This is a genomic window from Pectobacterium sp. CHL-2024, assembly GCF_044751765.1.
In the GTDB taxonomy this organism is placed as follows: domain Bacteria; phylum Pseudomonadota; class Gammaproteobacteria; order Enterobacterales; family Enterobacteriaceae; genus Pectobacterium; species Pectobacterium brasiliense.
The window spans coordinates 131027-157697 of record NZ_JBIXKO010000006.1 but is presented as its reverse complement, the minus strand read 5'-3'; the positions used below and the strand labels follow the sequence as shown (position 1 = coordinate 157697).

18 protein-coding genes and 3 tRNA genes are annotated in these 26671 nt (G+C 53.9%); 16 read left to right on the top strand and 5 right to left on the bottom strand.

Going from position 1 to position 26671, the window contains the following annotated elements; translation table 11 throughout:
• Positions 1-300: 300 nt before the first annotated feature.
• The 14 genes from rppH to recD all read left to right on the top strand — a co-directional run bounded on the left by rppH (position 301) and on the right by recD (position 20342).
• The gene (rppH, locus tag ACIPUG_RS11685) at positions 301-834 is read left to right on the top strand and encodes an RNA pyrophosphohydrolase (RefSeq protein ID WP_010282870.1); all 534 of its coding nucleotides are present in this window, start codon (positions 301-303) and stop codon (positions 832-834) included.
• Between the two features lie 12 nt (positions 835-846).
• Complete coding sequence (ptsP, locus tag ACIPUG_RS11680; RefSeq protein ID WP_104213225.1) at positions 847-3093, top strand: phosphoenolpyruvate--protein phosphotransferase; 2247 nt, start codon at positions 847-849, stop codon at positions 3091-3093.
• Positions 3094-3319: 226 nt separating this feature from the next.
• Positions 3320-4186 carry a prolipoprotein diacylglyceryl transferase gene (lgt, locus tag ACIPUG_RS11675; RefSeq protein ID WP_010286783.1) on the top strand — a complete coding sequence of 289 codons (867 nt, stop codon included), beginning with the start codon at positions 3320-3322 and terminating at the stop codon, positions 4184-4186.
• Positions 4187-4222: 36 nt separating this feature from the next.
• A complete protein-coding gene (thyA, locus tag ACIPUG_RS11670; RefSeq protein WP_039312476.1) occupies positions 4223-5017 on the top strand; it encodes a thymidylate synthase in 795 nt (264 codons plus the stop codon).
• A gap of 222 nt (positions 5018-5239) precedes the next feature.
• A complete protein-coding gene (locus ACIPUG_RS11665) occupies positions 5240-5701 on the top strand; it encodes a helix-turn-helix domain-containing protein (RefSeq protein WP_119871525.1) in 462 nt (153 codons plus the stop codon).
• Positions 5701-6276, top strand: a complete 576-nt coding sequence (locus ACIPUG_RS11660; protein ID WP_039283954.1) for a PIN domain-containing protein — start codon at positions 5701-5703, stop codon at positions 6274-6276. Before ACIPUG_RS11665 ends, ACIPUG_RS11660 begins: the two co-directional genes overlap by 1 nt.
• Positions 6277-6455: 179 nt before the next feature.
• Positions 6456-6959: a prepilin peptidase-dependent protein gene (locus ACIPUG_RS11655; RefSeq protein WP_205593190.1), complete on the top strand. Its 504-nt coding sequence runs from the start codon at positions 6456-6458 to the stop codon at positions 6957-6959.
• Positions 6953-7579, top strand: coding sequence for a prepilin peptidase-dependent protein (locus ACIPUG_RS11650; RefSeq protein ID WP_400338474.1), 627 nt, complete (start codon positions 6953-6955; stop codon positions 7577-7579). The genes ACIPUG_RS11655 and ACIPUG_RS11650 overlap by 7 nt, the downstream gene beginning before the upstream one ends.
• Positions 7576-8031 (top strand): YgdB family protein, encoded by a 456-nt coding sequence (locus tag ACIPUG_RS11645; RefSeq protein ID WP_349914598.1) that lies wholly within the window; start codon positions 7576-7578, stop codon positions 8029-8031. The genes ACIPUG_RS11650 and ACIPUG_RS11645 overlap by 4 nt, the downstream gene beginning before the upstream one ends.
• The gene (locus ACIPUG_RS11640; RefSeq protein WP_014914413.1) at positions 8018-8413 is read left to right on the top strand and encodes a prepilin-type N-terminal cleavage/methylation domain-containing protein; all 396 of its coding nucleotides are present in this window, start codon (positions 8018-8020) and stop codon (positions 8411-8413) included. Before ACIPUG_RS11645 ends, ACIPUG_RS11640 begins: the two co-directional genes overlap by 14 nt.
• Before the next feature lie 57 nt (positions 8414-8470).
• On the top strand, positions 8471-11869 hold the full coding sequence (gene recC / locus ACIPUG_RS11635) for an exodeoxyribonuclease V subunit gamma (protein ID WP_400338472.1): 3399 nt from the start codon (positions 8471-8473) through the stop codon (positions 11867-11869).
• Positions 11870-11965: 96 nt separating this feature from the next.
• Positions 11966-14902 (top strand): pitrilysin, encoded by a 2937-nt coding sequence (ptrA, locus tag ACIPUG_RS11630; protein ID WP_400338470.1) that lies wholly within the window; start codon positions 11966-11968, stop codon positions 14900-14902.
• Positions 14899-18480: an exodeoxyribonuclease V subunit beta gene (recB, locus tag ACIPUG_RS11625; protein WP_400338468.1), complete on the top strand. Its 3582-nt coding sequence runs from the start codon at positions 14899-14901 to the stop codon at positions 18478-18480. The genes ptrA and recB overlap by 4 nt, the downstream gene beginning before the upstream one ends.
• Positions 18477-20342: an exodeoxyribonuclease V subunit alpha gene (gene recD, locus ACIPUG_RS11620; RefSeq protein ID WP_400338466.1), complete on the top strand. Its 1866-nt coding sequence runs from the start codon at positions 18477-18479 to the stop codon at positions 20340-20342. Before recB ends, recD begins: the two co-directional genes overlap by 4 nt.
• Before the next feature lie 126 nt (positions 20343-20468).
• Here recD and ACIPUG_RS11615 read toward each other — a convergent pair whose 3' ends face one another.
• Complete coding sequence (locus ACIPUG_RS11615) at positions 20469-21491, bottom strand: LacI family DNA-binding transcriptional regulator (protein WP_400338464.1); 1023 nt, start codon at positions 21489-21491, stop codon at positions 20469-20471.
• Between the two features lie 314 nt (positions 21492-21805).
• Here ACIPUG_RS11615 and ACIPUG_RS11610 point away from each other — a divergent pair, with 314 nt between their 5' ends.
• Positions 21806-23002: an L-talarate/galactarate dehydratase gene (locus tag ACIPUG_RS11610; protein ID WP_010286465.1), complete on the top strand. Its 1197-nt coding sequence runs from the start codon at positions 21806-21808 to the stop codon at positions 23000-23002.
• Between the two features lie 102 nt (positions 23003-23104).
• Here the strand turns inward: ACIPUG_RS11610 and argA are convergent, their stop codons facing one another.
• On the bottom strand, positions 23105-24448 hold the full coding sequence (gene argA / locus ACIPUG_RS11605; RefSeq protein ID WP_170310700.1) for an amino-acid N-acetyltransferase: 1344 nt from the start codon (positions 24446-24448) through the stop codon (positions 23105-23107).
• 364 nt (positions 24449-24812) lie between these two features.
• On the opposite strand from argA, the gene amiC reads away from it, so the two are divergent.
• Entirely contained in the window at positions 24813-26057 is a 1245-nt protein-coding gene (gene amiC / locus ACIPUG_RS11600; protein WP_039283987.1) for an N-acetylmuramoyl-L-alanine amidase AmiC, read from the top strand.
• A gap of 179 nt (positions 26058-26236) precedes the next feature.
• Here amiC and ACIPUG_RS11595 read toward each other — a convergent pair.
• The 3 genes from ACIPUG_RS11595 to ACIPUG_RS11585 all read right to left on the bottom strand — a co-directional run bounded on the left by ACIPUG_RS11595 (position 26237) and on the right by ACIPUG_RS11585 (position 26579).
• Positions 26237-26313, bottom strand: a tRNA-Met gene (locus ACIPUG_RS11595).
• 56 nt (positions 26314-26369) lie between these two features.
• Positions 26370-26446 (bottom strand) — tRNA-Met (locus ACIPUG_RS11590).
• A 56-nt stretch (positions 26447-26502) separates the two neighbouring features.
• Positions 26503-26579, bottom strand: a tRNA-Met gene (locus ACIPUG_RS11585).
• Positions 26580-26671: the final 92 nt, after the last annotated feature.

The window sequence follows — 26671 nt, the reverse complement described above, 5'->3', positions numbered from 1 at the left end:
GTTTCACGTAAGATGGTTTGTAATTTAATGAATAGAAAGCATTATTTTTTAATTCGCATTAATATTTTTTCTTCATGAGAAATGAGTTTTACTCACTTCTTCATGGGTTCTGCACAAAGATGTCCACAGAAAAAGTGAATAAATTGCCGATTCCGGTCTTCACATGTTTATAACTTTGATCTTATCTGTGGGTTATCTTACTTTTATTCGTATCACATGCTTTCTAAGCAGTGGTTTACCACCTGACGGGAGTGTGAAACAATCAGGTCATCTTTGCATTGATGTTTATCGAGGTAGTCGGTGATCGATGATGATGGCTACCGCCCAAACGTTGGTATTGTAATTTGTAATCGGCAGGGGCAGGTGATGTGGGCCCGGCGCTATGGTCAGCACTCCTGGCAGTTTCCGCAGGGGGGAATTAACCCCGGTGAAAGTGCTGAGCAGGCGATGTACCGCGAACTGTTTGAAGAAGTCGGGTTAAGAAAAAAGGATGTGCGCGTATTGGCATCTACCCGTAACTGGTTACGCTATAAATTACCAAAGCGTTTGGTGCGTTGGGATACAAAACCGGTCTGTATCGGCCAAAAGCAGAAATGGTTTTTGCTACAGTTGATGTGTAATGAGTCGGATATCAATATGCAGAGCAGCGGCACGCCGGAATTTGATGGCTGGCGCTGGGTGAGTTACTGGTATCCGGTACGTCAGGTCGTCTCTTTTAAGCGAGATGTGTATCGTCGCGTGATGAAGGAATTTATCAATCCGGTGATACTGCTTCAGGAGAGTGTTGCGGCTCGGGTGGTTACCCCATCTGGTCCTCGGCGAAAAAGAGGGTAATTCAGGCACATTATGCTCACGCGCTTGCGAGAAATTGTCGAAAACGTTGCGGCAACGGCCCGCCTTAGTGATGCGCTGGACATTCTGGTCAATGAGACCTGTCAGGCTATGGACACGGAAGTCTGTTCCATTTATCTGGCCGATCACGATCGTCAATGTTATTACCTGATGGCAACGCGCGGGTTGAAAAAGCCGCGCGGGCGCACGGTTACGCTGGCGTTTGGGCAAGGTATTGTCGGGTTGGTCGGGCAACGTGCTGAGCCCATCAATCTGGCCGATGCGCGTGCACACCCTAGTTTCAAATATATCCCCGCCGTGAAAGAGCAACATTTCCGCTCTTTTCTTGGCGTTCCTATTATCTACCGTCGCCACCTGCTGGGCGTACTGGTGGTGCAGCAGCGTGAACATCGTCAGTTTGATAAAAACGAAGAATCGTTCATGGTGACGCTGGCCACGCAGATGGCCGCTATTCTTTCCCTTTCACAGATAAAAACGCTATTCGGTCAATACCGTCAGACGCGCGTTAAGGCGCTGGTGGCTGCACCCGGCGTGGCGATCGCCCCCGGCTGGCAGGATTGTACTCAGCCTTCTCTGGAACAGGTTTTCCCCGCATCGAGTCTGGACAGCGAGCGTGAGCGCTCCCGTTTAACGCAGGCGCTGGAAGAGGCAACGGCGGAATTCCGTCGCTTCAGCAAGCGGTTTAGCGCCAGCGCGCAGAAAGAGAGCGCGGCGATTTTCGATTTGTACTCGCACTTGCTGAACGATGCGCGGCTCAAGCGAGAACTCTTTCAGGAAGTGGATGCGGGCAATGCCGCCGAGTGGGCCGTGAAGCTGGTGATCGAGCGCTTTGCCGCACAGTTCACCAATTTGCAGGATACTTATTTACGCGAACGGGCGGGCGATCTGCGTGCGTTGGGGCAGCGGCTGCTGTTCCATCTCGACGATAACGCGCAAATCATGGGGCAATGGCCTGAGCGCTTTATCCTCGTGGCGGATGAATTAACCGCCACGCTGCTGGCGGAACTGCCGCCGGAGCGTCTGGCGGGCGTTGTTGTCTATGACGGTGCCGCGAATTCGCATGCGGCGATTCTCGTCCGTGCCATGGGCATTCCGACGCTGGTGGGCGCAGACATCCAGCCCGAACTGTTGCATCAGCGACAGCTGATTATCGACGGTTATCGCGGCGAGCTGCTGGTCGATCCTGAACCCGTGCTGGTACAGGAATACCAGCGTCTGTTGACGGAAGAAAATGAGCTGACTCGCCTGGCCGAAGGCGAGATGGAACAGCCTGCTGTACTGAAAAGCGGCGAACGCATTCAGGTCATGCTGAATGCGGGGCTCAGCGCTGAACACGAAAAACGCTTTATCAATCAGGTTGATGGCGTGGGTCTGTATCGCACGGAAATTCCGTTTATGTTGCAAAGCGGATTTCCGTCTGAAGATGAGCAGATGGCGCAATATCAAAGCATGTTGGCGCTTTACCCTACGCGCCCCGTGATGCTGCGCACGCTGGATATCGGCGCAGATAAGCCGTTGCCTTATCTGCCTATTAGCGAAGAGAACCCTTGCCTTGGCTGGCGCGGCATTCGTATTACGCTCGATCAGCCTGAAATTTTTCTGATTCAGGTGCGCGCGATGCTGCGTGCCAACGCGCATAGTGGCAATCTCAATATCCTGCTGCCGATGATCAGCAGTCTGGATGAAATCAGCGAAGCGCGTCGCCTGATCGATCAGGCTGCGGGCGAAGTAGAAGAATTGCTGGGCTTCCCGCAGCCCAAACCGCGAATTGGGATCATGATTGAAGTCCCGTCGATGCTGTTCCTGCTCCCTCATCTGGCTTCCCGCATCGATTTTGTTTCGGTTGGTACCAACGATCTGACGCAGTATCTGCTGGCGGTAGATCGTAACAACGCTCATGTAGCATCGCTTTATGATAGTCTGCATCCTTCCATGTTGCAGGCGTTGAATATGATCGCCGTCGAGTGTGAGCGGCATAATATTCCGCTTTCCGTGTGTGGTGAAATGGCGGGTGAAGCGCTTGGTGCACTGCTGCTAACCGGGCTGGGGTATCGCTCGCTCAGTATGAATGGACGTAGCGTTGCACGAATTAAATATCTGCTGCGCCAAATTACGCTGGCGGAATCGCAGGCGTTAGTGAAGCAATTGCTCGGTGCGCAGAGCGCGACGGAAGTCCGACAGTGGGCGGCGATCTTCATGGAAGAGCGCGGATTGGGCGGCTTGATTCGCGGCGGACGCTAATCCGTCGCGGTGCGGTATTGACGGATATATCAAGATTTAATTGCGAGTAAATGTTTAACAACGACTCAATGTTTTACAGAACTTTTCCCCTCCGCGATCAACGAGCGTGGGCGCGTATGCTATGATTCGCCACCGCGGTTCGCAGGAACAGATTCATTCTCCTGCCTTTTGCCTATCAATGACGATCCCAAAAGTAGGGATAACACAATAAAATATGTGGTGAATGATGACGACAAGCTATCTGGCGTTTCCTCAGTTTGATCCCGTGATTTTCTCAATCGGCCCGCTGGCGCTGCACTGGTATGGGCTGATGTATCTGGTGGGTTTTGTATTTGCCATGTGGTTGGCGGTGCGTCGGGCGAATAAACCGGGGAGCGGCTGGACCAAAGATGAAGTCGAAAACCTGCTGTATATGGGGTTCCTTGGGGTCTTCGTCGGTGGGCGTCTGGGCTACGTCCTGTTTTATGCCTTCCCGTCATTTCTTGAAAACCCGCTCTATCTTTTCAAAGTCTGGGATGGCGGTATGTCGTTCCACGGCGGCTTAATGGGTGTCATCTGCGTCATGCTGTGGTTCGCTCATCGCACCAAACGCCATTTCTTCCAGGTTGCTGATTTTATTGCCCCTCTGATTCCTTTCGGGCTTGGCGCTGGCCGACTGGGCAACTTCATCAATGGCGAACTGTGGGGACGCGTGACGACGGATACGCCGTGGGCCATGCTGTTTCCTGGTTCGCGCGGCGAAGATATGGCGCTGGCCGTCAGTAACCCGCAATGGCAGGCGATTTTCAATCAGTACGGCATGCTGCCGCGTCATCCTTCCCAGCTGTATCAAATGATGTTGGAAGGAGTGGCGCTGTTTATCATTCTGAATATCTTTATTCGTAAATCTCGGCCGATGGGCAGCGTTTCAGGGCTTTTCCTGATCGGTTATGGCATGTTCCGAATCATTACTGAATTCTTCCGCCAGCCGGATGCGCAGCTGGGGCTGTTCGGTGGCCTGTTCAGCATGGGGCAAATTCTGTCTCTGCCGATGGTGATCGCTGGTATTCTGATGATGGTCTGGGCCTACCGCCGTCAGCCTGCACAGCAATAATCCGCCGTCCTTCTTTAATATTTGTGGTGAGGTAGTATGAAACAGTATCTGGATCTGATGAAAAAAGTGCTTGAAGAGGGCACGCCGAAAGCCGACCGTACCGGCACGGGCACGCGTTCTATTTTCGGCCATCAGATGCGTTTCAACTTGCAGGACGGGTTTCCGCTGGTTACCACCAAAAAATGCCACCTGCGTTCGATTATTCATGAGCTGCTCTGGTTCCTGAACGGCGATACCAATGTTGCTTATCTGCATGAAAATAAAGTCAGTATTTGGGATGAATGGGCGGATGAGAACGGTGATTTGGGGCCGGTTTACGGCAAACAGTGGCGTTCGTGGGGCGCTGCCGACGGTCGTGAGATCGACCAGTTAAAGAATGTTCTGACCCAGTTGAGACAAGATCCAGATTCTCGCCGTATTATCGTGTCTGCCTGGAACGTGGGTGAACTGGACAAAATGGCGTTGGCACCGTGCCACGCGTTTTTCCAGTTCTACGTGGCGGATGGCAAACTCTCTTGCCAGCTTTATCAGCGCTCGTGCGATATCTTCCTCGGCCTGCCGTTCAATATCGCCAGCTATGCGCTGCTGGTGCATATGGTGGCGCAGCAGTGCGATCTGGATGTCGGTGATTTTGTCTGGACTGGCGGCGACACGCATCTGTACAACAACCATCTGGAACAGACGAATCTACAGTTGAGCCGTGAACCACGCGCGCTGCCTAAACTGGTGATTAAGCGCCGTCCGGATACGCTGTTCGACTACCGCTTCGAGGACTTTGAAATCGAGGGATACGATCCACATCCCGCCATCAAAGCACCGGTTGCGATCTAAAGCCTCTCCCATGTTTTCGAGGGCCGCGTAATGCGGCCCTTTTTGCTATTTCTCTTCGTGCAACGAACCTATCGCTTCCTGATCCTACCATGTGTGAAAATTAATCGTTTCGAATATTGCGATTTTCGTTTATTTCGATTAATGTTTGCTTTAACGATGTCAGCCCTTGGGGCTGATATTGCTACTAAGAAACTCACGAACCGAAGAACGCTGGAATACTTGATGAAAAATACTCCTCTAAATAGTTTGAGCCTTCCGGCTCCAAAAGAAATGGAGGCCGCTATCCGTGGACAAAGGCAGCTTGCAACTTACCTGTCTACGAAGCTGGAAACACAGGAAATTTCGATTCAGGATGCGCACGACATTGCCCATCGGATCGAGTTGCCTACCTCAGCACTCACGCTTTTGATGAGTATCCTTGGCGAACTGGCGGCGGGTAATGCTGTCCAGATTGTCCCTGTGCAGGCTGAGTTAACGACACAAGAAGCGGCAAATATTCTGAATGTTTCACGGCCACATATGGTGAAGCTTTTGGAAGAAGGCCATCTTCCTTTCCATAAAACAGGTCGTCATCGCCGCGTGCTTTTTGCTGATTTGATGCAATACAAAGAACAGCGTGAAAATGAAAGTATGCAAGCCATGCAGGAGCTGACAGACCGAAGTCAGGAATTCGGGTTTTACTAATGAATCACTCCCCCTATCCTGTGGTACTTGATGCGTGTGTCATTTATCCATCTTTGCTACGGGATTTGCTCATGCATCTTGGTTTAACAGGGCTATATCAGCCAAAGTGGACGGCACTAATTCAGGAAGAGTGGCAGCGAAATTTGTTGCTAAATAATGCAGACGTAACGATGGATAAGCTCAGGAACATTGAGCATTTGATGAATAAGGCATTACCTGATGCCAATGTGACTGGTTTCGAACAACTTATCCCTGCTCTGGTTTTACCTGATGCGGATGATCGACATGTATTGGCCGCTGCGATACGCGCTAATGCAGAAGTTATCGTCACGGCAAATCTGAAAGATTTTCCAGCAACGGCACTTTCCGAGTTTGCGGTGGAAGCCATGCACCCAGACGAGTTTATTGCCGATTTATTTGATCTCAATTCTGCACTGGTACTTAAAGCCGTTCGAACTTCGCGCACAGCTTTCAGAAAGCCTCCATTTGATGTGGACGAGTATCTGGATTGTCTCCTGCGTCAGGGGTTACCTATGACGGTAAAAGAACTGGATGCGTATCGAGCACTGATTTAACGATATACCCTATCAGACGGCGTCTTCCATACAAGCAGGCGCCGTTTTTTCATTGTATTTTCCCTACCTCCCCGCACGCTTTTTCTGTTGTTACACCGTTGCAGTAAAACATTGCGAGCCGCCGCGTATAACGCGGTTAACACGCTGTTTTTACAGATAAGACTCACTATCCTGACGCCATGAAAACAGGGAATCGACAACGGCGAGGGTTCACCTTGCTTGAATTATTGGTGGTGCTGACGATTGTGGCGCTAATGGCGGGCGGTGGTTTGCATGGCTGGATGCAGTATCAGCAGGCAATCCGTCTGGAACAGAGTGCGCAGCAACTGCTGGACTTTTTGAGTCGGGTTCAGGCGAATGCTTACTGGCATAACGAAACCCGTACGGTGAAGCTCATACCGCAGGGAGAACTATGGTGCATGGTGGCGGGGCAGAATGAAAAGCAGGCAGAGGAGACGTGCCGTGAGAACCATCCGGGGCAGTTCGTTCGCCGCACGCAGGATGTCGTGCTGGCAAAGTTCACAAGCAACGTTTTTACGTTCTTTGGCTTGCGTAACGCGGCACAGGCTGGGCACATCTCGTTGTCAAATTCTGCGGGTCAGCTACGCCTCATCATCTCGGTGAGAGGACGTATACGTCTGTGCAGCGAGGCGCAGGTTGTCCTGGCGATTCCCCTATGCTGAAACCGCTCGTGTTTAAACAAACAACATTGAGGCAACCAAGGCCGGAGTATAAGCAGCGTGGATTCACTCTGCCAGAAATCCTGTTAGCACTGAGTTTAGGGAGTCTGATTATGCTGTCGGCGGCGCAGTTGTACCCTCTGCTGCGCAGTCAAAGTCAGGACAGCGCACAGCTTTTCCGGCTGGAGCAATTGTTCAGTCAGGTGGCGATGGGGGTTGAGAAAGATATCCGTCGTGCTGGTTTTTGTGCGGGAACCTGTCAGGGAAAGGCAATTAGCATAGGGATGTATCCGGGCGAGGCGGAAAACAGCTGTCTGAATGTCTCTTACGATCTGAACCGCAATGGGGTTTGGGATGGTGGGGAACAGCAGGATGCTGAGTCTTTTGGCTATCGCCTGCGTGGTCGGTCGTTGGAAATTCAGAGTGGGGCGCATAACTGTCAGGGCGACAGGTGGGAGAAGCTGTTTGATCCGCAAGAGGTGGTGCTCACGGTGTTCCGGTTACAGCGCCTGTCAGCACAAAATGATGCGGCGTTGTATGAATTACAGCTCGCTGGCTATTGGGCCAAGCGTCCTGCCGTTCGGCAGCATACCACCCGCCTTATTCTTGGTCGTAACCAATGAGAAAAGGACATCAGGAGGGAAGTGGAACGCTGGCTATGGTGCTGCTCATCGCCATTATCGGCCTGCTGTTGATGTCTGGTTTGCAGCGCCAGCTTGATGCTGCCATTCAGATGGGGAACGATGAACGGCACTATTTGCGGGCGTTCAATCAGGCATTGTCCTCGCTGAATTGGGGAAGGGGACAGCGGTGGGGGACGCTAACGGAAAACTGGCAGTGTCAGCGGCTGCCGGCAGAACAGCTCGTGGTGTGCCTGCGTGCGGCCTCGGATGGGGATCAAGGATTACTGCGTGGAGAAGGAACGCTTCCCGCTTCAGCGCGTCCGTTGACGTTGTACCAACGGGTGTCCTTTTCGGCACTGTCGTCGGGACAGATTGCGATTCAACCATTGGGTAACGGCTGGCTGGATTTTTGTCCTGATAAGGAGGTGACACGCTGTGATGCAACGGAATAGCGCACTGAACAAGGGGATTGTGAGCCATCAATCCGGCTTTAGCCTGCCGGAGACACTGGTGGCGGCGCTGCTGTTTGCCGTGTCGCTGATGGGGCTACTGCAATATCACCAAATCTTGCAGCAGTCATTTCAACACCAGTTGCAGCAGCGTCAGGCCTGGCGATTTGCGATGCAGCAGTTGGAGGCCTATGAAGCGGGTGTACGGTATAATCCGTCTGATATTGATAATACCGCGCCTCTTGCGAGTAAAAACTGGCAGTTTAGTGTGTCAGAGCAGCTCCAGAATGGAGAATGCCGTCAGGTAACGGCAAGAGTCATGACGCCACGCCGCTATCAGGCTACACTAAACCGTTGGTTTTGCCTGTCATCGCCTGTTGGGTAGGCATACCTGGGTAAACTATGAACTATAAATCGTAAGCCGCGGCGAGCAGGAGCCAGAATGTTTAGAATCTATCACTCTAATCAGTTAGATATCTTGAAAAGACTGATGGTTGAGTTGATAAAACGTCAGCCGCTTGCGGATCCCTTCCAGCAGGAAGTGATTTTAGTTCAAAGCCCGGGGATGGCGCAGTGGCTGCAAATTGAACTGGCTGGACACTTCGGGATTGCTGCCAATATTCAATTCCCGCTGCCCGGTGTTTTTTTGTGGAATATGTGTCGCCATGTGCTGCCGGATATTCCAAAAGAAAGCGCCTTCAGCAAGGATGCGATGACGTGGAAGCTCATGCATTTGCTTCCCGATTTGTTGGCTCAGCCTGATTTTGCGGCCCTTAACCACTATTTGCAGGATGACGATAACCAGCGCAAGCTGCATCAGCTTGCCGGACGCGTAGCGGATCTTTTCGATCAATACCTGATTTATCGCCCGGAATGGATCAAGGCATGGCAAGAAGGGAAACAGGTTGACGATCTCGGCGGGAATCAGCTGTGGCAGTCCGCGCTGTGGCGTGCGCTGGTGGATTATACGCGCGAGCTGGCGCAGCCCGAATGGCACCATGCGATTCTGTATCAACGCTTTATTACTGCGTTAGAACAGGCAAAAACGTGCCCGAAAGGCCTGCCGCCACGCGTTTTTATCTGCGGTATTTCGGCGTTACCCCCCATCTATTTACAGGCGTTGAACGCGCTGGCGCGTCATATTGATGTGCACCTGTTATTTACCAATCCTTGTCGCCATTACTGGAGTGACATTCAGGATTATAAATTTCTGGCGAAGCTAAAAGCCCGCAACCGCCGCTTACATCGCTTTGATGGCGAGCAGACTGATGAAACCCGCCCACTCTTTCGCGATCCTTCACAGGCAGAAACGTTGTTCAACGACGACGGTAAACAGTCGATTAATAATCCGCTGCTGGCATCGTGGGGAAAGCTGGGGCGCGATAACCTGTATCTGCTGGCTGATTTGGATAGCGTGCAGGAGATCGACGCTTTTGTTGAGTCGGATGGCGAAAATTTGCTGCAAACCTTGCAGCGCGACATTCTTGAGCTGGAAGACCACGCGGTAGTGGCCGTCAGCCACGAAACGCAGAACACCAGCATGCAAAAACGCTTGCTGGCTCTCGACGATCGTTCGATCGATTTTCACGCCTGCCACAGCCCGCAGCGTGAAGTTGAAGTGCTTCACGATCGGCTGCTGGCCATGATGGCTGACGATCCTGAACTGATGCCGCGCGATGTCATTGTGATGATGGCGGATATCGACAGCTATACGCCGTTTATTCAGGCGGTGTTTGGCAACGCGCCAGATAATCGCTACCTGCCTTTTGCCATCTCCGATCAGCGTGCGCGACATGCGCATCCCGCCTTGCAGGCGGTAATCAGCCTGCTGGATTTACCGACTAGCCGTTTTACGGCGGAACAAGTTTTGGCATTGCTTGAAGTGCCCGCGCTGGCTGCGCGTTTCGGTATTCAGGAAGAAGGGCTACGGCGTCTGCGCCTGTGGGTGGTGGAATCCGGCGTGCGCTGGGGACTGGATGACGACAACGTACGCGATCTGATGCTGCCGCCAACAGGGCAACATACGTGGCGTTTCGGCCTGACGAGAATGCTGCTGGGCTATGCGATGGACAGCCAGGTCGGCGACTGGCAGGGCGTGTTGCCTTATGATGAATCCAGCGGATTGATTGCGGAACTGGCCGGTCAACTGGCCGAACTGCTGATGCAGATCCACCACTGGCGCCAGCGCCTGTCTCAGCCGCGCGTGCTTGTCGACTGGCTACCGCTGTGTCGAGAGCTGATCGAAACCTTCTTTGATGCTGACAGCGAAACCGAAGCGGCGCTGGCATTAGTTGAAAAACAGTGGCAGTACGTGATTGGTATGGGCACGATGGCGCATTATCCGCAACAGGTGCCAATCTCCCGGTTACGTGATGACCTGTCGCGGCGTCTCGATCAGGAGCGGCTCAGCCAGCGTTTTCTTGCTGGTTCGATCAACTTTTGTACGCTGATGCCGATGCGTTCCATTCCGTTCAAGGTCGTGTGTTTGTTGGGCATGAATGACGGCGTTTATCCTCGAACGCTGCCACCGCTCGGGTTCGATCTCATGGGGCGGAAAATCAAGCGCGGCGATCGTAGCCGACGTGATGATGACCGCTATCTGTTTCTTGAGGCGCTTCTATCGGCGCAGCACAAACTCTATATCAGCTATATCGGGCGCTCGATTCAGGATAATACGCGTCGCTATCCTTCCGTATTGGTCAGCGAACTGACGGAATATATCGCACAAAGTTACGTCCTGCCGGGTGATGAAGCGCTGGATATCGATAGCAGCGCGGAGCGCGTGGTGAAGCACCTTTGCCGCGAACATAGCCGTATGCCTTTTGATGCGAATAACTTCCTGTCTGCACCGCAGCCGTTGAGTTTTGCGGCCGAGTGGCTGGCGGCGGCGAACCGACAAGGGGAGGCTCAGCCTGATTTCGATCGCGAAGCGCTGTCCGCAAGAGCGAATGATAGGGATGTCAGCCTGGACGATTTGAAGCGTTTTTATCGTCATCCTGTGCGAGCCTTTTTTCAACTGCGGCTTGGTGTGAGTTTTATGCTGCACAGCGATGAACTGTTGGATGAAGAGCCCTTTGTGGTTGATAGCCTTAACCGCTATCAGTTGAATAGCGAGTTGCTTAATACCTTGATTAATGAAGGCGATACCGAAAAACTGTATCGCCGTGCCAGAGCCGCGGGTGAGTTGCCCTATGGCGCGTTCGGCGAAATTTACTGGCAGGAACAGCAGCAGGAGATGGCGCAGTTGGCTGCGCGTGTGCGTGATGAATTAACGCCGTCGCTGTCGGTGAGTCGGGAAGTCGATATCCTCCTAGACGGCGTGCGCGTCAGCGGCTGGCTGAATCAGGTGCAGCCGGATGGTTTGCTGCGCTGGCGTCCGGGCACGCTTTCGATGAAGGATGGCATTACGCTGTGGTTGGAGCATCTGGCCTACTGTGCAACGGGCGGGCAGGGTGAAAGTCGACTGTATGGGCGGGAAGAGACGGCGTGGCGCTTTGCTGCCTTGTCGGAATTGCAGGCCAGAGAACATTTATCTGTCATGCTGGATGGCTATCGTCAGGGAATGAGCAAGCCGCTGTTATTGCTCAATAAAGCGGGGAGTGCCTGGCTGGCTGAATGTTATGATCGCGAAAGCGATAGCCTGCGGTCGGATGAGGAGGCGCAGAACAAAGCGCGCGCCCGTTTACTGCAAGCCTGGCAGGGCAACATGGGAATGCGGGGTGAGGGGGAGGATTATTACCTGCAACGTATTATCCGTGAGTTGGATGAAAAGCGAATGAATGAGGTGATTGAAGCGGCGCAAATCTGGCTACTGCCACCGTTCCGCTCTAATCTGGCGTGATGAGTTTGTTTTGGGTAATGCCCGAGTCGATTTCGAGGTGCGAGAAGATAACGCACTGCAACGTGAAAAGTGATGGATATGAGGTTGGAGAATTGCATGCGTAAACAGTGGGTCTGGATTACCGGGTGGTTTCTTTTATTCACATTCTGGCTTCCGGCGAGTTGGGCTGAGACGGGCTGGCAGCCGCTGGCTCAGACGATTCGAAAAAGCGAAAAAGATCCGCGGCAATATCAGGCGATCAAACTGGATAATGGAATGACCGTTCTGCTGGTTTCCGATCCACAGGCACCCAAATCGCTGGCATCACTGGCGTTGCCTATTGGCTCGCTTGACGATCCCAATAATCAACTAGGATTAGCGCATTACCTCGAACACATGGTGCTGATGGGATCGAAACGTTACCCAGAGCCAGAGGCGTTGTCCGAGTTTTTGAAAAAGCATGGCGGTAGCCACAATGCCAGCACGGCGTCTTACCGCACGGCGTTTTATCTGGAAGTGGAAAATGACGCACTGCGGCCAGCTGTCGATCGGATGGCGGACGCGATTGCGGAACCGCTGCTCGATCCGGTGAATGCCGATCGTGAGCGTAATGCGGTCAATGCGGAATTAACGATGGCGCGTTCGCGCGACGGTCACCGCATGGCGCAGGTGGGGGCGGAAACGCTGAACCCGGCGCACCCAAGCGCGCGTTTTTCGGGGGGGAATCTTGAAACCCTGAGCGATAAACCCGGCAGCAAACTGCATGATGAGCTGGTGAAGTTCTATCAGCAATACTACTCCGCCAACCTGATGAAAGGGGTGATTTACAGCAATCAACCTCTGCCTGAACTGGCGAAACTGGCGGTTGATACCTTCGGGCGCATTCCTAATCACAACGCCAGCGTTCCTGCGGTTACCGTTCCTGTGACGACGGAAAAGCAGCGCGGCGTAATGATTCACTATGTTCCTGCTCAGCCGAGAAAACAGCTGCGCATTGAGTTTCGCGTCAGCGATATTAGCCAGGAATTTCGCAGCAAGACGGATACCTACATAAGCTATCTGCTCGGCAACCGCAGCCAGAATACGCTCTCTGACTGGTTGCAAAAGGAAGGGCTGGTTGAGTCTATCGGTGCGGGTTCTTCGCCGATCATCGACCGTAATGGCGGCATGTTCGCTATTTCAGCCTCGCTGACCGATAAAGGTCTGGCACAGCGTGATGAAGTGATCGCTGCGATATTCCGTTACCTGCAACAAATTCGCACAGAAGGGATTCAGCAGCGCTATTTTGATGAGATCGCGCATGTTCTGGATCTGGATTTCCGCTATCCGTCCATCAGCCGTGATATGGACTACATCGAATGGTTGGTTGATACCATGTTGCGCGTGCCGGTCGAACATACGCTGGATGCGCAGTATGTTGCCGATCGCTACGATCCGAAAGCTATCGCCGCACGACTGGACGAGATGACGCCGCAGAACGCGCGCGTCTGGGTCATCAGCCCGAATGAGCCGCATAATAAAGTGGCCTATTTTGTCGATGCGCCGTACGAGATGAATAAAATCCCGTCAGCAACATTCGCAAAATGGAAAACGCTGGGGCAGAAAATGTCACTGTCGTTGCCGACGATCAACCCTTATATCCCGGATGATTTCTCCCTGATCAAAGCCGATAAGGCGATCACTAAACCGACACTTCTGCTGAACCAGCCGGGGCTGCGCGTGCTGTATATGCCAAGCCACTATTTCGCTGATGAGCCAAAAGCGGAAATCACGCTGTTCCTGCGTAATCAGGAAGCGCGCAGTACCGCCCGTAATCAGGTGCTGTTTGCGTTAAACGATTATCTGGCAGGTCTGGCGCTGGATGAACTCAGCTATCAGGCTTCGATCGGTGGCATCAGTTTCTCCACCCGTAGCAATGATGGTCTGGTGATTAGCGCCAATGGCTATACCCAGCATTTGCCACGGTTACTGCTGACGTTGGCGGATGGCTACGCCTCCTTTACCTCGACGGAAGCACAACTGGAGCAGGCGAAATCCTGGTACATACAGCAATTGGATGCGGTAGAGAAATCAAAAGCTTTTGAACAGGCGTTACAGCCGGTTCAGGCGATATCGCAATTGCCTTACTTTGAGCGCGCAGAACGTCGTAACCTGCTGAAGGATATCCGTTTACAGGACGTGGTTAACTACCGCAAAGACCTGCTGCAAAAAGCCACACCGGAAATGCTGGTCGTCGGCAATCTGGCACCAGAGCGAGTTACCGAGCTGGCGAATACGCTGAAGGCGCATCTGAAGGCTGGTGGTGAGAATCTGTCGCGCAGCGATGATGTCAAAGTCAGTAAGCCGCAGCTTGCTAATCTACAGCGCCCGGGCAGCAGCACGGATTCTGCGTTAGCAGCGGTGTATGTACCGACGGGGTATTCGGAAACGGAAAGCATGGCGTATAGCTCGGTGCTGGGGCAGATCGTTCAGCCTTGGTTCTACAGCCAACTGAGAACGGAAGAGCAACTGGGTTACGCGGTGTTTGCCTTCCCGACGACGGTCGGCCGACAGATGGGCATTGCCTTCTTGCTGCAAAGTAACAGCAAACAGCCTGCTTATCTGTATCAGCGCTATGAAGATTTTTACCTGAAAGCGCAAAAACGACTGCGTGAAATGAGTGAAGAAGAGTTCACACAGTATAAGCAAGGCGTGATGAATGAGCTGAACCAGCGTCCGCAAACCTTAGGCGAAGAGGCTAGCCGACTGCGTCGCGATCTGGATCGGGAAAATTTCGCTTTTGATTCACGCGAGAAACTGCTCGAACAAATCAAACCGCTGACGGTCACGCAGCTGGCAGACTTCTTCCAGAAGGCGCTGAAGCCTGAAGGGTTGGCGATTCTATCGCAGGTTTCCGGCAGCCATCATGGTAAAGCCGACTATGCCGCACCGAAAGGATGGCATACCTACGCGGATGCGTCTTCATTGCAGAAAACGTTACCGCGTGAGAAAGCGCCTACGATGATCCCTGCGCCAGCAGCATCGACAGCGGTCGGTAAGGTTTCAGCAGAATGAAAAATGCCGCGCCGCAATCATTAGACGTTATGACGTTGCCGCTCCTCGGGGAGCGGCTGATTGAGGCGTCGGCCGGAACGGGGAAAACCTATACGCTGGCTGCGCTTTACCTGCGCCTGCTATTGGGGCTGGGGAAGCAAGCCGCGTATCCACGTCCACTACTGGTCGAGGAAATTCTGGTTGTGACTTTTACGGAGGCTGCGACCGAAGAATTGCGGGAGCGTATTCGTGCCAGAATTCATGCTTTGCGCATCGCCTGCCTGCGTAAAAGCGCGCAGGGTGAAGAGGCAGAGAAGCCTAAAGATACGTCGCTAGCGCAGCTGCTGGCGGAGATTTCGGATCACCGCGATGCGGCCGACGTATTGCTGGCGGCCGAACGACAAATGGACGAAGCGGCGATCTACACGATCCACGGCTTCTGCCAGCGTATGCTCAGTACTAATGCGTTTGAATCCGGCGTGCTTTTCGAACAGGTGCTGATAGAAGATGAACAGCCGCTGCGCCGTCAGGCCTGCGCTGATTTTTGGCGTCGTTATTGCTATCCGCTACCAGTCGAGGTCGCACGTATTGTTGGTCTGGAGTGGAAAGGGCCGGAAAACCTGTTGGCCGATCTGGCGCCTTATCTGCACGGTGAAGCGCCTGCGTTTCGCTTGCCGCCAGAAGAAGACGAAACGCTGCTGAGTCGACATGAGAAGATCGTGGCGACGATCGATGCGTACAAGCAACGCTGGCAGGCGTCAGCCGCGGATCTGGAAGCGCTGATTAGTGCTTCTGGCGTCGATAAACGCAGCTACAGCAGTAAGCATCTTCCCAACTGGCTACAGAAAGTCACGCTGTGGGCAGAGCAGCCGACGCTGGATTACCAACTGCCGAAAGATCTGGTGAGATTTTCCCAGCAAACGCTAATCGAGAAAACGAAGAAAGGCGAACCACCTTTTCATGCTCTCTTTGATGAGACCGAACGGCTGCTTGAAGCGCCGCTGTCGCTGCGCGATTTAGTCATTGTTCGCGCGCTGTCGGCGATCCGCGAGTCGGTGAGTGAGGAAAAACGACAGCGAGCAGAACTGGGGTTTGACGATCTGCTGAGCCGTTTGGATGTTGCGTTGCAACAGCCTGGCGGGGAACAGCTTGCCAGCGCCATTCGCGAACGCTATCCGGTGGCGATGATCGATGAATTTCAGGATACCGATCCTCAACAGTACCGTATTTTCCGAACACTATACGTCGGGCAGCCGCAGTATGGGCTATTGCTGATCGGTGACCCTAAGCAGGCTATTTATGCGTTTCGCGGTGCGGATATTTTTACCTACATGCACGCGCGCGGAGAAGTCGCCGCGCATTATACGCTGGGTACGAACTGGCGCTCGTCGCACCAAATGGTACATGGCGTTAATCGTCTGTTTGAACGCCTCGACTCTCCTTTTATTTTTCAAAACATTCCTTTCCTGCCGGTCAAGCCTGCTGAGTCTAAGCGCGGTTTGGTGTTTGAGGTCGCGGGGCAACCTCAGCCTGCGCTGCAATTCTGGCTAACGGGTTCAGAACCGATTGGCGTAGGAGATTATCAACAGCAGATGGCGCGTCAGTGTGCGGCGCAGATTCGTGACTGGCTGGCGGCCAGTCAGCGCAATGAAGCCTGGCTGGTTACTGATGACTCCCGCCGTTTGGTCAAGGCGTCCGACATGAGTGTGCTGGTGCGTAGCCGGCGTGAAGCCTCGCTGATTCGTGACGCGCTGAGCCGTTTGTCCATTCCCTCTGTCTATCTGTCCAATCGCGACAGCGTATTCAGCACGCCGGAAGCCAGCGATATGTTGTGGCTGTTGCAGGCGGTGCTGGCACCGGAACATGAGCGCACGTTACGCAGTGCGATGGCAACGGCCCTGATGGGGCTGGATGCCGAACAGGTTGATGCATTAGGGCAAAGCGAAGCCGTGTGGGATGCGTTGGTCGATGAATTTGCAGGCTACCGTGCTCTGTGGCGTCAGCGCGGTGTACTGCCGATGCTGCGTGCGCTGATGAGCCAACATCAGCTGGCGGAGAACCTGCTGGCGAGTGCGGAGGGTGAACGCCGCATTACCGATATTCTGCATATCGGTGAGTTATTGCAGGATGCCTCCGCAACCCTTGATAGCGAACATGCGCTGGTGCGCTGGCTATCACAGCAGATTGTTCAGCCTAATCCGCAGGCAGAGAATCAGCAACTACGTCTGGAAAGCGATCGTCACCTGGTGCAGATCGTGACGATCCATAAATCGAAAGGGCTCGAATACCCGCTGGTATGGCTACCTTTCATCAGCAACTTCCGCGTGCAGGATCAGGGGATTTATCACGATCGCGAGAGCTATCAGGCCGTATTGGATCTGCAAAACAATGAAGAAAGCCAGACGCTAGCGGAAGAAGAGCGGCTGGCGGAAGATTTACGTTTGCTGTATGTCGCGCTAACCCGTTCTATCTACCACTGTAGCGTAGGCGTTGCGCCGGTTCAGCGATCGCGTAAGAAAGACGGCAGCAGCGATATGCACCAGAGCGCGCTGGGCTATTTACTCCAGCGCGGTAAAGAAGCTGAAGCTGCCACGTTAGTCAGCGAGCTGGAAGGCATGGTTGGCGACGGTATCGCATTAACGCCGCTACAGGCGACGGAAGAACAGCGTTGGCAGCCGGATAGACCGAAACTGGCGGAGCTGCGGGCTCGCCACATCGAACGCCAACTGCGCGACGGCTGGCGAGTAACCAGCTATTCGGGGCTTCAGCAGCAGGGTTCTGCAAGCGCGCAGGATCTGGTGCCGCGTCTGGATATCGAAGCAATAGGCGAGCGTCAGGAGGCGGATGAAACCCAACTGACGCCCCATACGTTCCCGCGCGGCGCGAGTCCGGGAACGTTTTTGCATAGCCTGTTTGAAACGCTGGATTTTACTCAGCCCGTTGAGGATGACTGGCTAGCCGAGCAGTTGCAGCTACAAGGATTTGAAGCGCACTGGCACCCGGTGTTAAAGGCGTGGATGGATACGCTTTTGCATACGCCGCTTAATGAGCAAGGGATCGCGCTATCGACGCTGGCGAACGCCGATAAGCAGGCCGAATTACAGTTCTATATACCGATTGATGCGCCAATACAGGCGGCGCAGCTCGATCGGCTGGCGAAACATCACGACCCGCTATCTGCACGCTGTCCGGCTCTCTCTTTTCAGCAGGTGAAAGGCATGCTGAAGGGGTTTATCGATCTGGTGTTCCGCTGGGAAGGGCGCTATTACCTGCTGGACTATAAGTCCAATTGGCTCGGCCCTGATGCCAGTGCGTACACCCAAACGGCCATGATGCAGTCGATGGCCGAACATCGCTATGACTTGCAATACCAGCTCTACACGCTGGCTTTGCACCGCTATCTGCGTCATCGCATTGCGGATTATGACTATGAGCGCCACTTTGGCGGAGTGTTTTATCTGTTTTTACGCGGCGTTGAAGAATCTCACCCCGGCAATGGCATCTTTGCCTGTCGTCCCTCTGCTGAATTTGTTTTCGGGCTTGATGCGCTCTTTAAGGGAAAGACGCCTGACGATGCTGATACAGGAATTCCCTCATGATTGCGTTACTTGAAACGGCACTGGCGCGGCGGTTACTGCGCCCGCTGGATGTTCAGTTCGCCAGAATGCTGGCAGATGAGACAAAGCCCGATCTGCTGTTGGCCGCTGCCTGCCTGAGTGCACATTCGGGCGCGGGGCACGTGTGTTTGCCGCTGGAAAACTTGCAGGCGCAGACGCTGTTTGACGGCCGCGAGCCTGAGCTGGCCCAACAGCTGCTCACGGAGGCAGGGCTAAACACGGTTGCCGCATGGCGGCAGCGCTTACTGGCGTCCGATGCCGTCAGCGACGGCAGCCAGCCGACGCCGCTGGTGCTGCAAGGAAAAAAGCTGTACTTACAGCGTAGCTGGCAGAGTGAAGGGCGCGTGGCGCGCTTTATCGCTAGCGAGCGCGATACAGTCCTCGTCGATGAACCTGCGATCCGAGCGGTTCTGGATCGGCTTTTTCCTGACGTGGGCGAAGAAGTTAACTGGCAGAAGGTCGCTGCGGCTGTCGCCTTGACGCGCCGCATTGCGGTGATTTCCGGCGGGCCGGGAACGGGGAAAACCACGACGGTGGCCAAATTGCTGGCGGCGCTAATTGAGCTGAATACGGGAGAAACGTTACGTATTCAACTGGCTGCGCCGACAGGGAAAGCGGCTGCGCGGCTCACGGAGTCGTTGGGACAGGCTCTGCACCGTCTTGCGGTGGATCCTTTGTTGCGGGATGCGTTTCCGCAGGAAGCGACAACGCTGCATCGGCTTTTGGGGGCAGTGACAGACAGCCAGCGCCTGCGTCATCATCAGGAGAACCCGCTACATTTGGATGTGCTGATTGTGGATGAGGCGTCGATGGTCGATTTGCCGATGATGGCAAATGTGATCGCCGCACTTCCGCCACACGCCAGAATTATCTTTCTGGGTGACCGTGATCAGCTGGCGTCCGTCGAGGCGGGAGCGGTGTTGGGCGATATTTGTCGTTTTGCCGAGGCTGGCTATAGCCGTGCACGGGCGCAGCAATTGCAGCGGCTGACGGGTTGTAAGCTGGATGAAAGCGGTCCTGAAGGGCAAACGACAGTCAGTGACAGTATTTGTCTGTTACGCCGGAGCTACCGTTTCGATCCGCATTCCGGTATTGGCCAACTGGCGCTAGCCGTGAACGGCGGCGATGATGTTCGTGTGCGTGCGGTGTTAAACGGCGAGTTTGCCGACATTACCTGTAGCCCGTTAACCGAGGCTGAAGAGTATCAGGCCATGCTGGCACAGTGCGTCGAAGGGTATCGTGATTATCTACAGCTTGTGGCGGCGGGAGCCACGCCGGACGCTGTGCTGCTTGCTTTCCAGCGCTATCGCCAACTGTGTGCATTGCGCGAAGGGCCATTTGGCGTCGCAGGGCTGAATCAGCGCATCGAGCAGGCTTTGCATCAGGCTGGGCTGATTCAGCGTAGCCGTAATCCGCTTAACCGCTGGTATCCCGGCCGACCGGTCATGATTGAACGTAACGATGCCGCATTAGGCCTGTTCAATGGGGATATCGGTATTGCCATGACGGGAGACAACGGGGAACTGCGCGTATTTTTCCCGTTGCCAAATGGCGAAACCAAAGACGTTACGCCAAGCCGTCTGCCGCCGCATGAAACGGCCTATGCGATGACGGTGCATAAATCGCAGGGATCGGAGTTTGATCATACGGCGCTGGTGCTGCCGAACCACTATTTACCAGTGCTGACGCGAGAGCTGGTGTATACCGCCATCACGCGTGCACGCCAGCGTTTGTCACTCTATACCGATGTCCGCATTCTCTGTCGCGCGGTGAAAACGCCAACGCAGCGCTATAGCGGCCTGGAAGAGAGAATTAGCGCACTGACTGAATGGCGACACACCTGAACGCATTTGCGTTGCAGACTGGTAAGATCCACGACAGACCGAGTCGGTAAGCGCAGCCAACATACATGCAGTTTGACGTGTGGCGGATAGAACGTCAGGTGATTAGAACGTCAAATGAATAGAACGTCAGGCGGATTCGCGCTCAATCAGCGAAAAACCGATATCCACGATAGGGGAGGGCACGCTTTTCCCCTCAATCTTTTCTGCCAGCATTGCCGCCGCGTCGGTGCCGATCTTCCAGCGATCGACTCTGACCGTGGTAATGGTCGGTGTGCTGTGTGCAGCGAAATCGAGATCGCCAAATCCCATGACTGCCAGTTGCTTCGGTACGGCTAATCCTCTGACGGCGGCTTCGATCATCACGCCCTGTGCCAGCGTATCGGAACTGCAAATAATGGCATCAAAGTCCTCGCCATCGGCGAGCAGATCGCTCAGCCCTTGCCGCCCTAACGCCATCGTCGCAGGCCACGGGGCAATGGCTTCACGCACGTAGCTTCCCGGCTGTTTTTGTATGACGTCGTAAATCCCTTTCTTACGCAATCCGGCACGTGCGTCTTCAGTCCAGACAAGGCCAAAGCGCGAATGTCCTTTACCCAGCAAATAATGCCCGATGGCGTTCCCGATGCTTTCATGAGAAAAACCGACCAGCATATCGAGCGGCGTCGGGGTGAGATCCCAGATTTCGACGACGGGGATCGTGGCGTTGAGCAGAAGACGTTTGAGCTCGGGCGTGTGGTGAATACCGGTGAGGACGATGCCGTCCGGGCGACGAGAAAGCAGGGTAGCGACAAGCTCTGCCTCGGATTCATTGGTATAGCCAGCGACGCACAGCAGCATGTGGTAACCGCGTGCGGCCAGCTCATCGCTGATCGCCTGAACGGTATCAACGAACATGTTGTTATTGATTTGCGGCACCACGACGGCAATCAGCTTACTGCGTCGGGAGGCGAGCCCGCCCGCTAACATATTGGGGATATAACCCGTGGCGCGGACGGCTTCCATCACCTTGTTCACGGTTTCTGCACGAACAATCTTCGGATTGTTCAACGCGCGGCTGACGGTCATGGGCGAAATACCTGCGGCACGCGCCACATCTTCAAGCGTGGGAGCACGTGGCGGCATGCTGCTGGCGTTCTTATCGCGTTTCAATCACGGGTTCCCTTCTGAGGCTGCGCGCGCATTCACATGTCGCTGGATTATCGTTGATGGCACATCGGTTTACCAGTCGCCTGTGTTTCTGACAACCTGCCGAATTGTCTCGCCTTTTCGGGCTAGCTGGGCTGTATTCCCGCTGTATCCTCTTACTTTTTGTGGTGATTGCGCAATCATTAATTTTGTCTCTCGATGCATGGTTTTATCGTGATAATGATTATTATGTGATCTGCATTGCATGTTTTTTCTTCATTTATCGCTATCTTCCTTCTGTTTATGAATGTTAGCGCAATCATTTTACGAGGTGAGACATGACCATCAGTGCAAATTCAGCAGCGGTTAGCTATGCAAAAGTCACGAACGTCAGAACGGCGGCCGAGTCGGGCGATCGAATCGAATGGGTAAAACTCTCTCTGGCGTTTTTGCCGCTGGCAACGCCGGTGAGTGATGCGAAAGTACTGACCGGAAGGCAGAAACCGCTGACCGAAGTCGCCATTATTTTTGCGGAAATCCGCAGTCGTGATGGATTTGAAGGGGTCGGGTTCAGCTACTCCAAGCGGGCGGGCGGACAGGGCATTTATGCCCATGCGAAAGAGATTGCCGATAATCTGCTGGGTGAAGATCCAAACGATATCGATAAGATCTATACCAAGCTGCTGTGGGCTGGCGCATCGGTTGGCCGTAGTGGGATGGCGGTGCAGGCGATTTCTCCGCTCGACATCGCGCTGTGGGATATGAAAGCCAAACGTGCAGGCCTGCCTCTGTCGAAGCTGCTCGGCTCACACCGTGATTCCGTGCAGTGCTACAACACCTCCGGCGGCTTCCTGCATACGCCATTGGATCAGGTATTAAAAAATGTCGTGATCTCCCGTGAAAGCGGTATCGGCGGGATCAAACTGAAAGTCGGCCAGCCGAATACGGCGGAGGACATCCGTCGCCTCACGGCGGTGCGCGAAGCGCTGGGAGATGACTTCCCGCTGATGGTGGATGCCAATCAGCAGTGGGATCGTGAAACGGCGATTCGGATGGGCAGAAAGATGGAAGCCTTTAACCTGATCTGGATTGAAGAGCCGCTGGATGCCTACGATGTGGAAGGCCATGCGGCGCTGACGGCGGCGCTGGATACGCCGATTGCGACTGGCGAGATGCTGACCAGCTTCCGCGAGCACGAACAGCTGATCCTCGGTAACGCCAGTGATTTCGTCCAGCCGGATGCACCGCGCGTGGGGGGAATTTCGCCTTTCCTGAAAATCATGGATCTGGCCGCGAAGCACGGTCGTAAACTGGCACCGCATTTTGCGATGGAAGTGCACTTGCATCTGGCGGCGGCCTATCCGATTGAGCCCTGGCTGGAACACTTCGAGTGGCTGAATCCGCTCTTCAACGAGCAGCTAGAGCTGCGCGATGGGCGCATGTGGGTATCCGATCGTCTGGGGTTAGGATTTACGCTGAGTGAACAGGCAAGGAAGTGGACAACGCTAAGCTGTGAGTTTGGCAAACAGCCATAAGCGGATGAAAACGTCGTGAGCGAATGAAAACAGCGTGAGCGAATGAAAACAACGTGGCCGATTTTACGATCGGCCACGAGAAGTGTTATCGAGTGGAATAACTCAGAGATCTAGCACCAGAATCTTTGAGCGACGCTGGTAGTTATACAGCGCCTGCTTTTTCTTCGGCAGCATTTCCACTTCGGCGGGTAAAAAGCCGCGCTCCTGGAACCAGTGGATGCTGTGTGTCGTCAGCACGAACAGCTTTTGTAGACCCTGCTGACGTGCCTGAGCGGCAACGCGTAGTAACAGCATATCGCCGCGTGATGAGCTGCGGTAATCCGGGTGAACCGCGACGCAGGCCATTTCGCCGATGCTTTCCTCCGGGAACGGATACAGTGCGGCGCAGGCGATAGTCAGGTTATCGCGTACCACGACGGTGAATTTGTCGATCTCCATTTCCAACTGCTCACGCGAGCGTCTGACCAGAATGCCTTGCTCTTCCAGCGGGCGAATCAGCTCCAGAATACCGCCAATGTCATTGATGGTCGCACGGCGAACCTGCTCGGCGCTTTCCATTACGATCTGCGTACCGATACCGTCGCGTGAGAACAGCTCTTGCAGCAGCGCGCCGTCGTCCTGATAGCTGATCAGGTGGCTACGGCGTACGCCGCTGCGGCAGGCTTTGACCGCGCCGCGCAGGAACCGGACCGTACCCGAATGGTAATCACCAGCCTGTTCCAGTGCATCAATACGCTGCTGCGCATCGTCAGGGAACAGCTCGGAAATGATGTTGCCTTCTTCATTGGTCACGCCCTGCGAGGAGCAGAAACCGATCATCTTTTCCGCTTTCAGCTTAATAGCGAGCTGGGTCGCGACCTCTTCCGAGGTTAAATTGAAACTTTCACCGGTGACTGAAACCGCAACCGGGCCGAGCAGCACAATTGCACCGCTATTCAGCTGGCGGTGAACGGCTTCTTCATCAATCCGGCGAATACGGCCGCTGTGGCAGTAGTCCACGCCGTCATCCACGCCAAGCGGCTGCGCGATAATAAAGTTACCGCTGACGACATTAATGTGGGCGCCTTGCAGCGGCGTGTTGTTCAGGCTCATCGACAGTCGGGCGGTGATGTCCAACTGCAGCATTCCCGCCGCCTGCTTGACCAGCTCCAGCGTGGTGCTGTCGGTGATGCGGGTATTTTTATGGTAGAGAGGCTCGTAGTGATGCGTTGTCAGGTTGGCATCGATCTGCGGGCGAGCGCCATAAACGACCACCAGCTTGATCCCCAGACTGTGTAGCAGCCCGATATCATTTACGATGCTAGAGAAGTTGGCATGTTCAATGGCTTCGCCACCTAACATGATGACAAACGTTTTGCCACGGTGGGCATTGATATAGGGAACTGAATGGCGGAAGCCCTGAACCAGTTCTGTACTCCGTTCCTTCACTGCGAGCCCTCTTTGCATTTTTATTCGTAATTTCTGTATTTTTATTCTTTATGGCGTAAAAGGCAAGAGGAAGTATTAACCAGAAAAGTCAGGATTCTGTTTCATCTTGCTACCATGCCCTAAATAATTCGAGTTGCGTGAAGGCGGCAACCGCGCGAGTCCCCGGGAGCTTACATAAGTAAGTGACTGGGGTGAGCAAGAGAAGCCAACGCACATGCGGCTTGAAGTATGACGGGCATGCAAAGGATTTTTGCATGACAGCGTGGAGCAGATTCGTTAAAGTTTTTGACAATTTTTACCTTTATTCATTTTTTAATGGCTTATCCCGAGCATTCGCAACACAACAATGCAGGATAGCGCACAGCAATCAGATCGGAGTGGCATGTCTCATTCGAATCATCATCTGACTCGACGGCGTCTATTACAAAGCGCAGCAGCAACCTGGCTGTTAAGCGTAAGTGGTGTAGGAATAGCAGCGACGACGCAGGTCGTGGCCGTGCGCGTCTGGCCGTCCTCCGCCTATACCCGCGTCACATTGGAATCTAATCACCCGCTGAAATATAAACAGTTTAGTCTGAGTAATCCTGAACGCATCGTGGTGGATATCGAAAATGTTCATCTGAACAGCGTACTGAAGGAGATAGCCAGCCAGTTTAACTCAGATAACGACCCGCTGATTAAAGAAGCGCGCATCGGCCAGTTTGATAAAACCACGGTGCGCCTGGTGTTGGAGCTCAAGCAGCAGGCGACGACTAAAGTCTTTACGCTGGGGCCAGTGGCTGAATTCAAGCACCGACTGGTGCTGGATTTGTATCCCGCCGCAGGGCGCTACGACAACGAAGACGATCCGCTGCTGGCGCTGCTGGAGGATTACAACAAAGGCGATCTGGAACGTACGCTGCCAGCAGAAGCGCCGAAAGCCGGGAAAGCCGGGCGGGATCGTCCGCTGATTATCATGCTCGACCCCGGCCACGGCGGTGAAGATCCCGGTGCGATTGGCAAGAATAAAACGCGCGAGAAAGACATCGTGCTACAAATTGCCCGTCGCTTGCGTAAGCTGATCGACAATGAATCCAATATGAAAGCCTATATGACGCGTAATGAAGATGTGTTCATTCCGCTGCGCGTGCGGGTGGCGAAAGCGCGCAAGCAGCGTGCCGATCTGTTCATTTCGATTCATGCGGATGCGTTTACCAATCGATCGGCAAGAGGATCGTCGGTTTTTGCTCTCTCGAAGAAAGGGGCAACCAGTACTGCTGCCAGATTCCTGGCAGAGACCCAGAACGAATCGGATTTGATCGGTGGCGTGAGCATGAGTGGCGATCGCTATCTGGATCACACTATGTTCGATCTGGTGCAGACCGTAACGATTGGCGACAGCCTGAAGTTTGGTAAAGAGATCCTGACCCGACTGGGCAGGGTGAATCGTTTGCATAAAAACAGTGTTGATCAGGCCGGGTTTGCGGTACTGAAAGCGCCGGATATTCCGTCTGTTCTGGTTGAGACGGCATTTATCAGCAATCTGGAAGAAGAGCGCAAGCTACGTACCAGCCATTTCCAGCAGCAAATTGCGGAATCCATTTTTGCAGGAATTAAAGCCTACTTTGCCAGTCAGGCTGAGCGGTAGTTGATGTTGCAGATATAGAACGCACGATGACCGCGCCTAACTGGCGCGGTTCAGAGGAATGATGTCTGGGGCATGGTACGTATAAATAGGTAGTTCGTAGAAACAGATAATGCGTAGAAAACAAAAAAGCACCCGTTAAGGTGCTTTATCGCGCAGTTCTTAATTTAAAGAACCTTAATTGGTTGCGGGGGCCGGATTCGAACCGACGACCTTCGGGTTATGAGCCCGACGAGCTACCAGGCTGCTCCACCCCGCGTCCGTATGACTTATTTTTACTGCTTTCACATCTCTTGATGGACGACTCACATCAATTGGTTGCGGGGGCCGGATTCGAACCGACGACCTTCGGGTTATGAGCCCGACGAGCTACCAGGCTGCTCCACCCCGCGTCCGTATGACTTATTTTTACTGCTTTCACATCTCTTGATGGACGACTCACATCAATTGGTTGCGGGGGCCGGATTCGAACCGACGACCTTCGGGTTATGAGCCCGACGAGCTACCAGGCTGCTCCACCCCGCGTCCGTGGATGCGCACTATACTCTCCATGAGCATTGATGCAACCTATTTCTATAAAAAGCGCGGCATTGGGTTGTCAGGTGATTGATTTACCA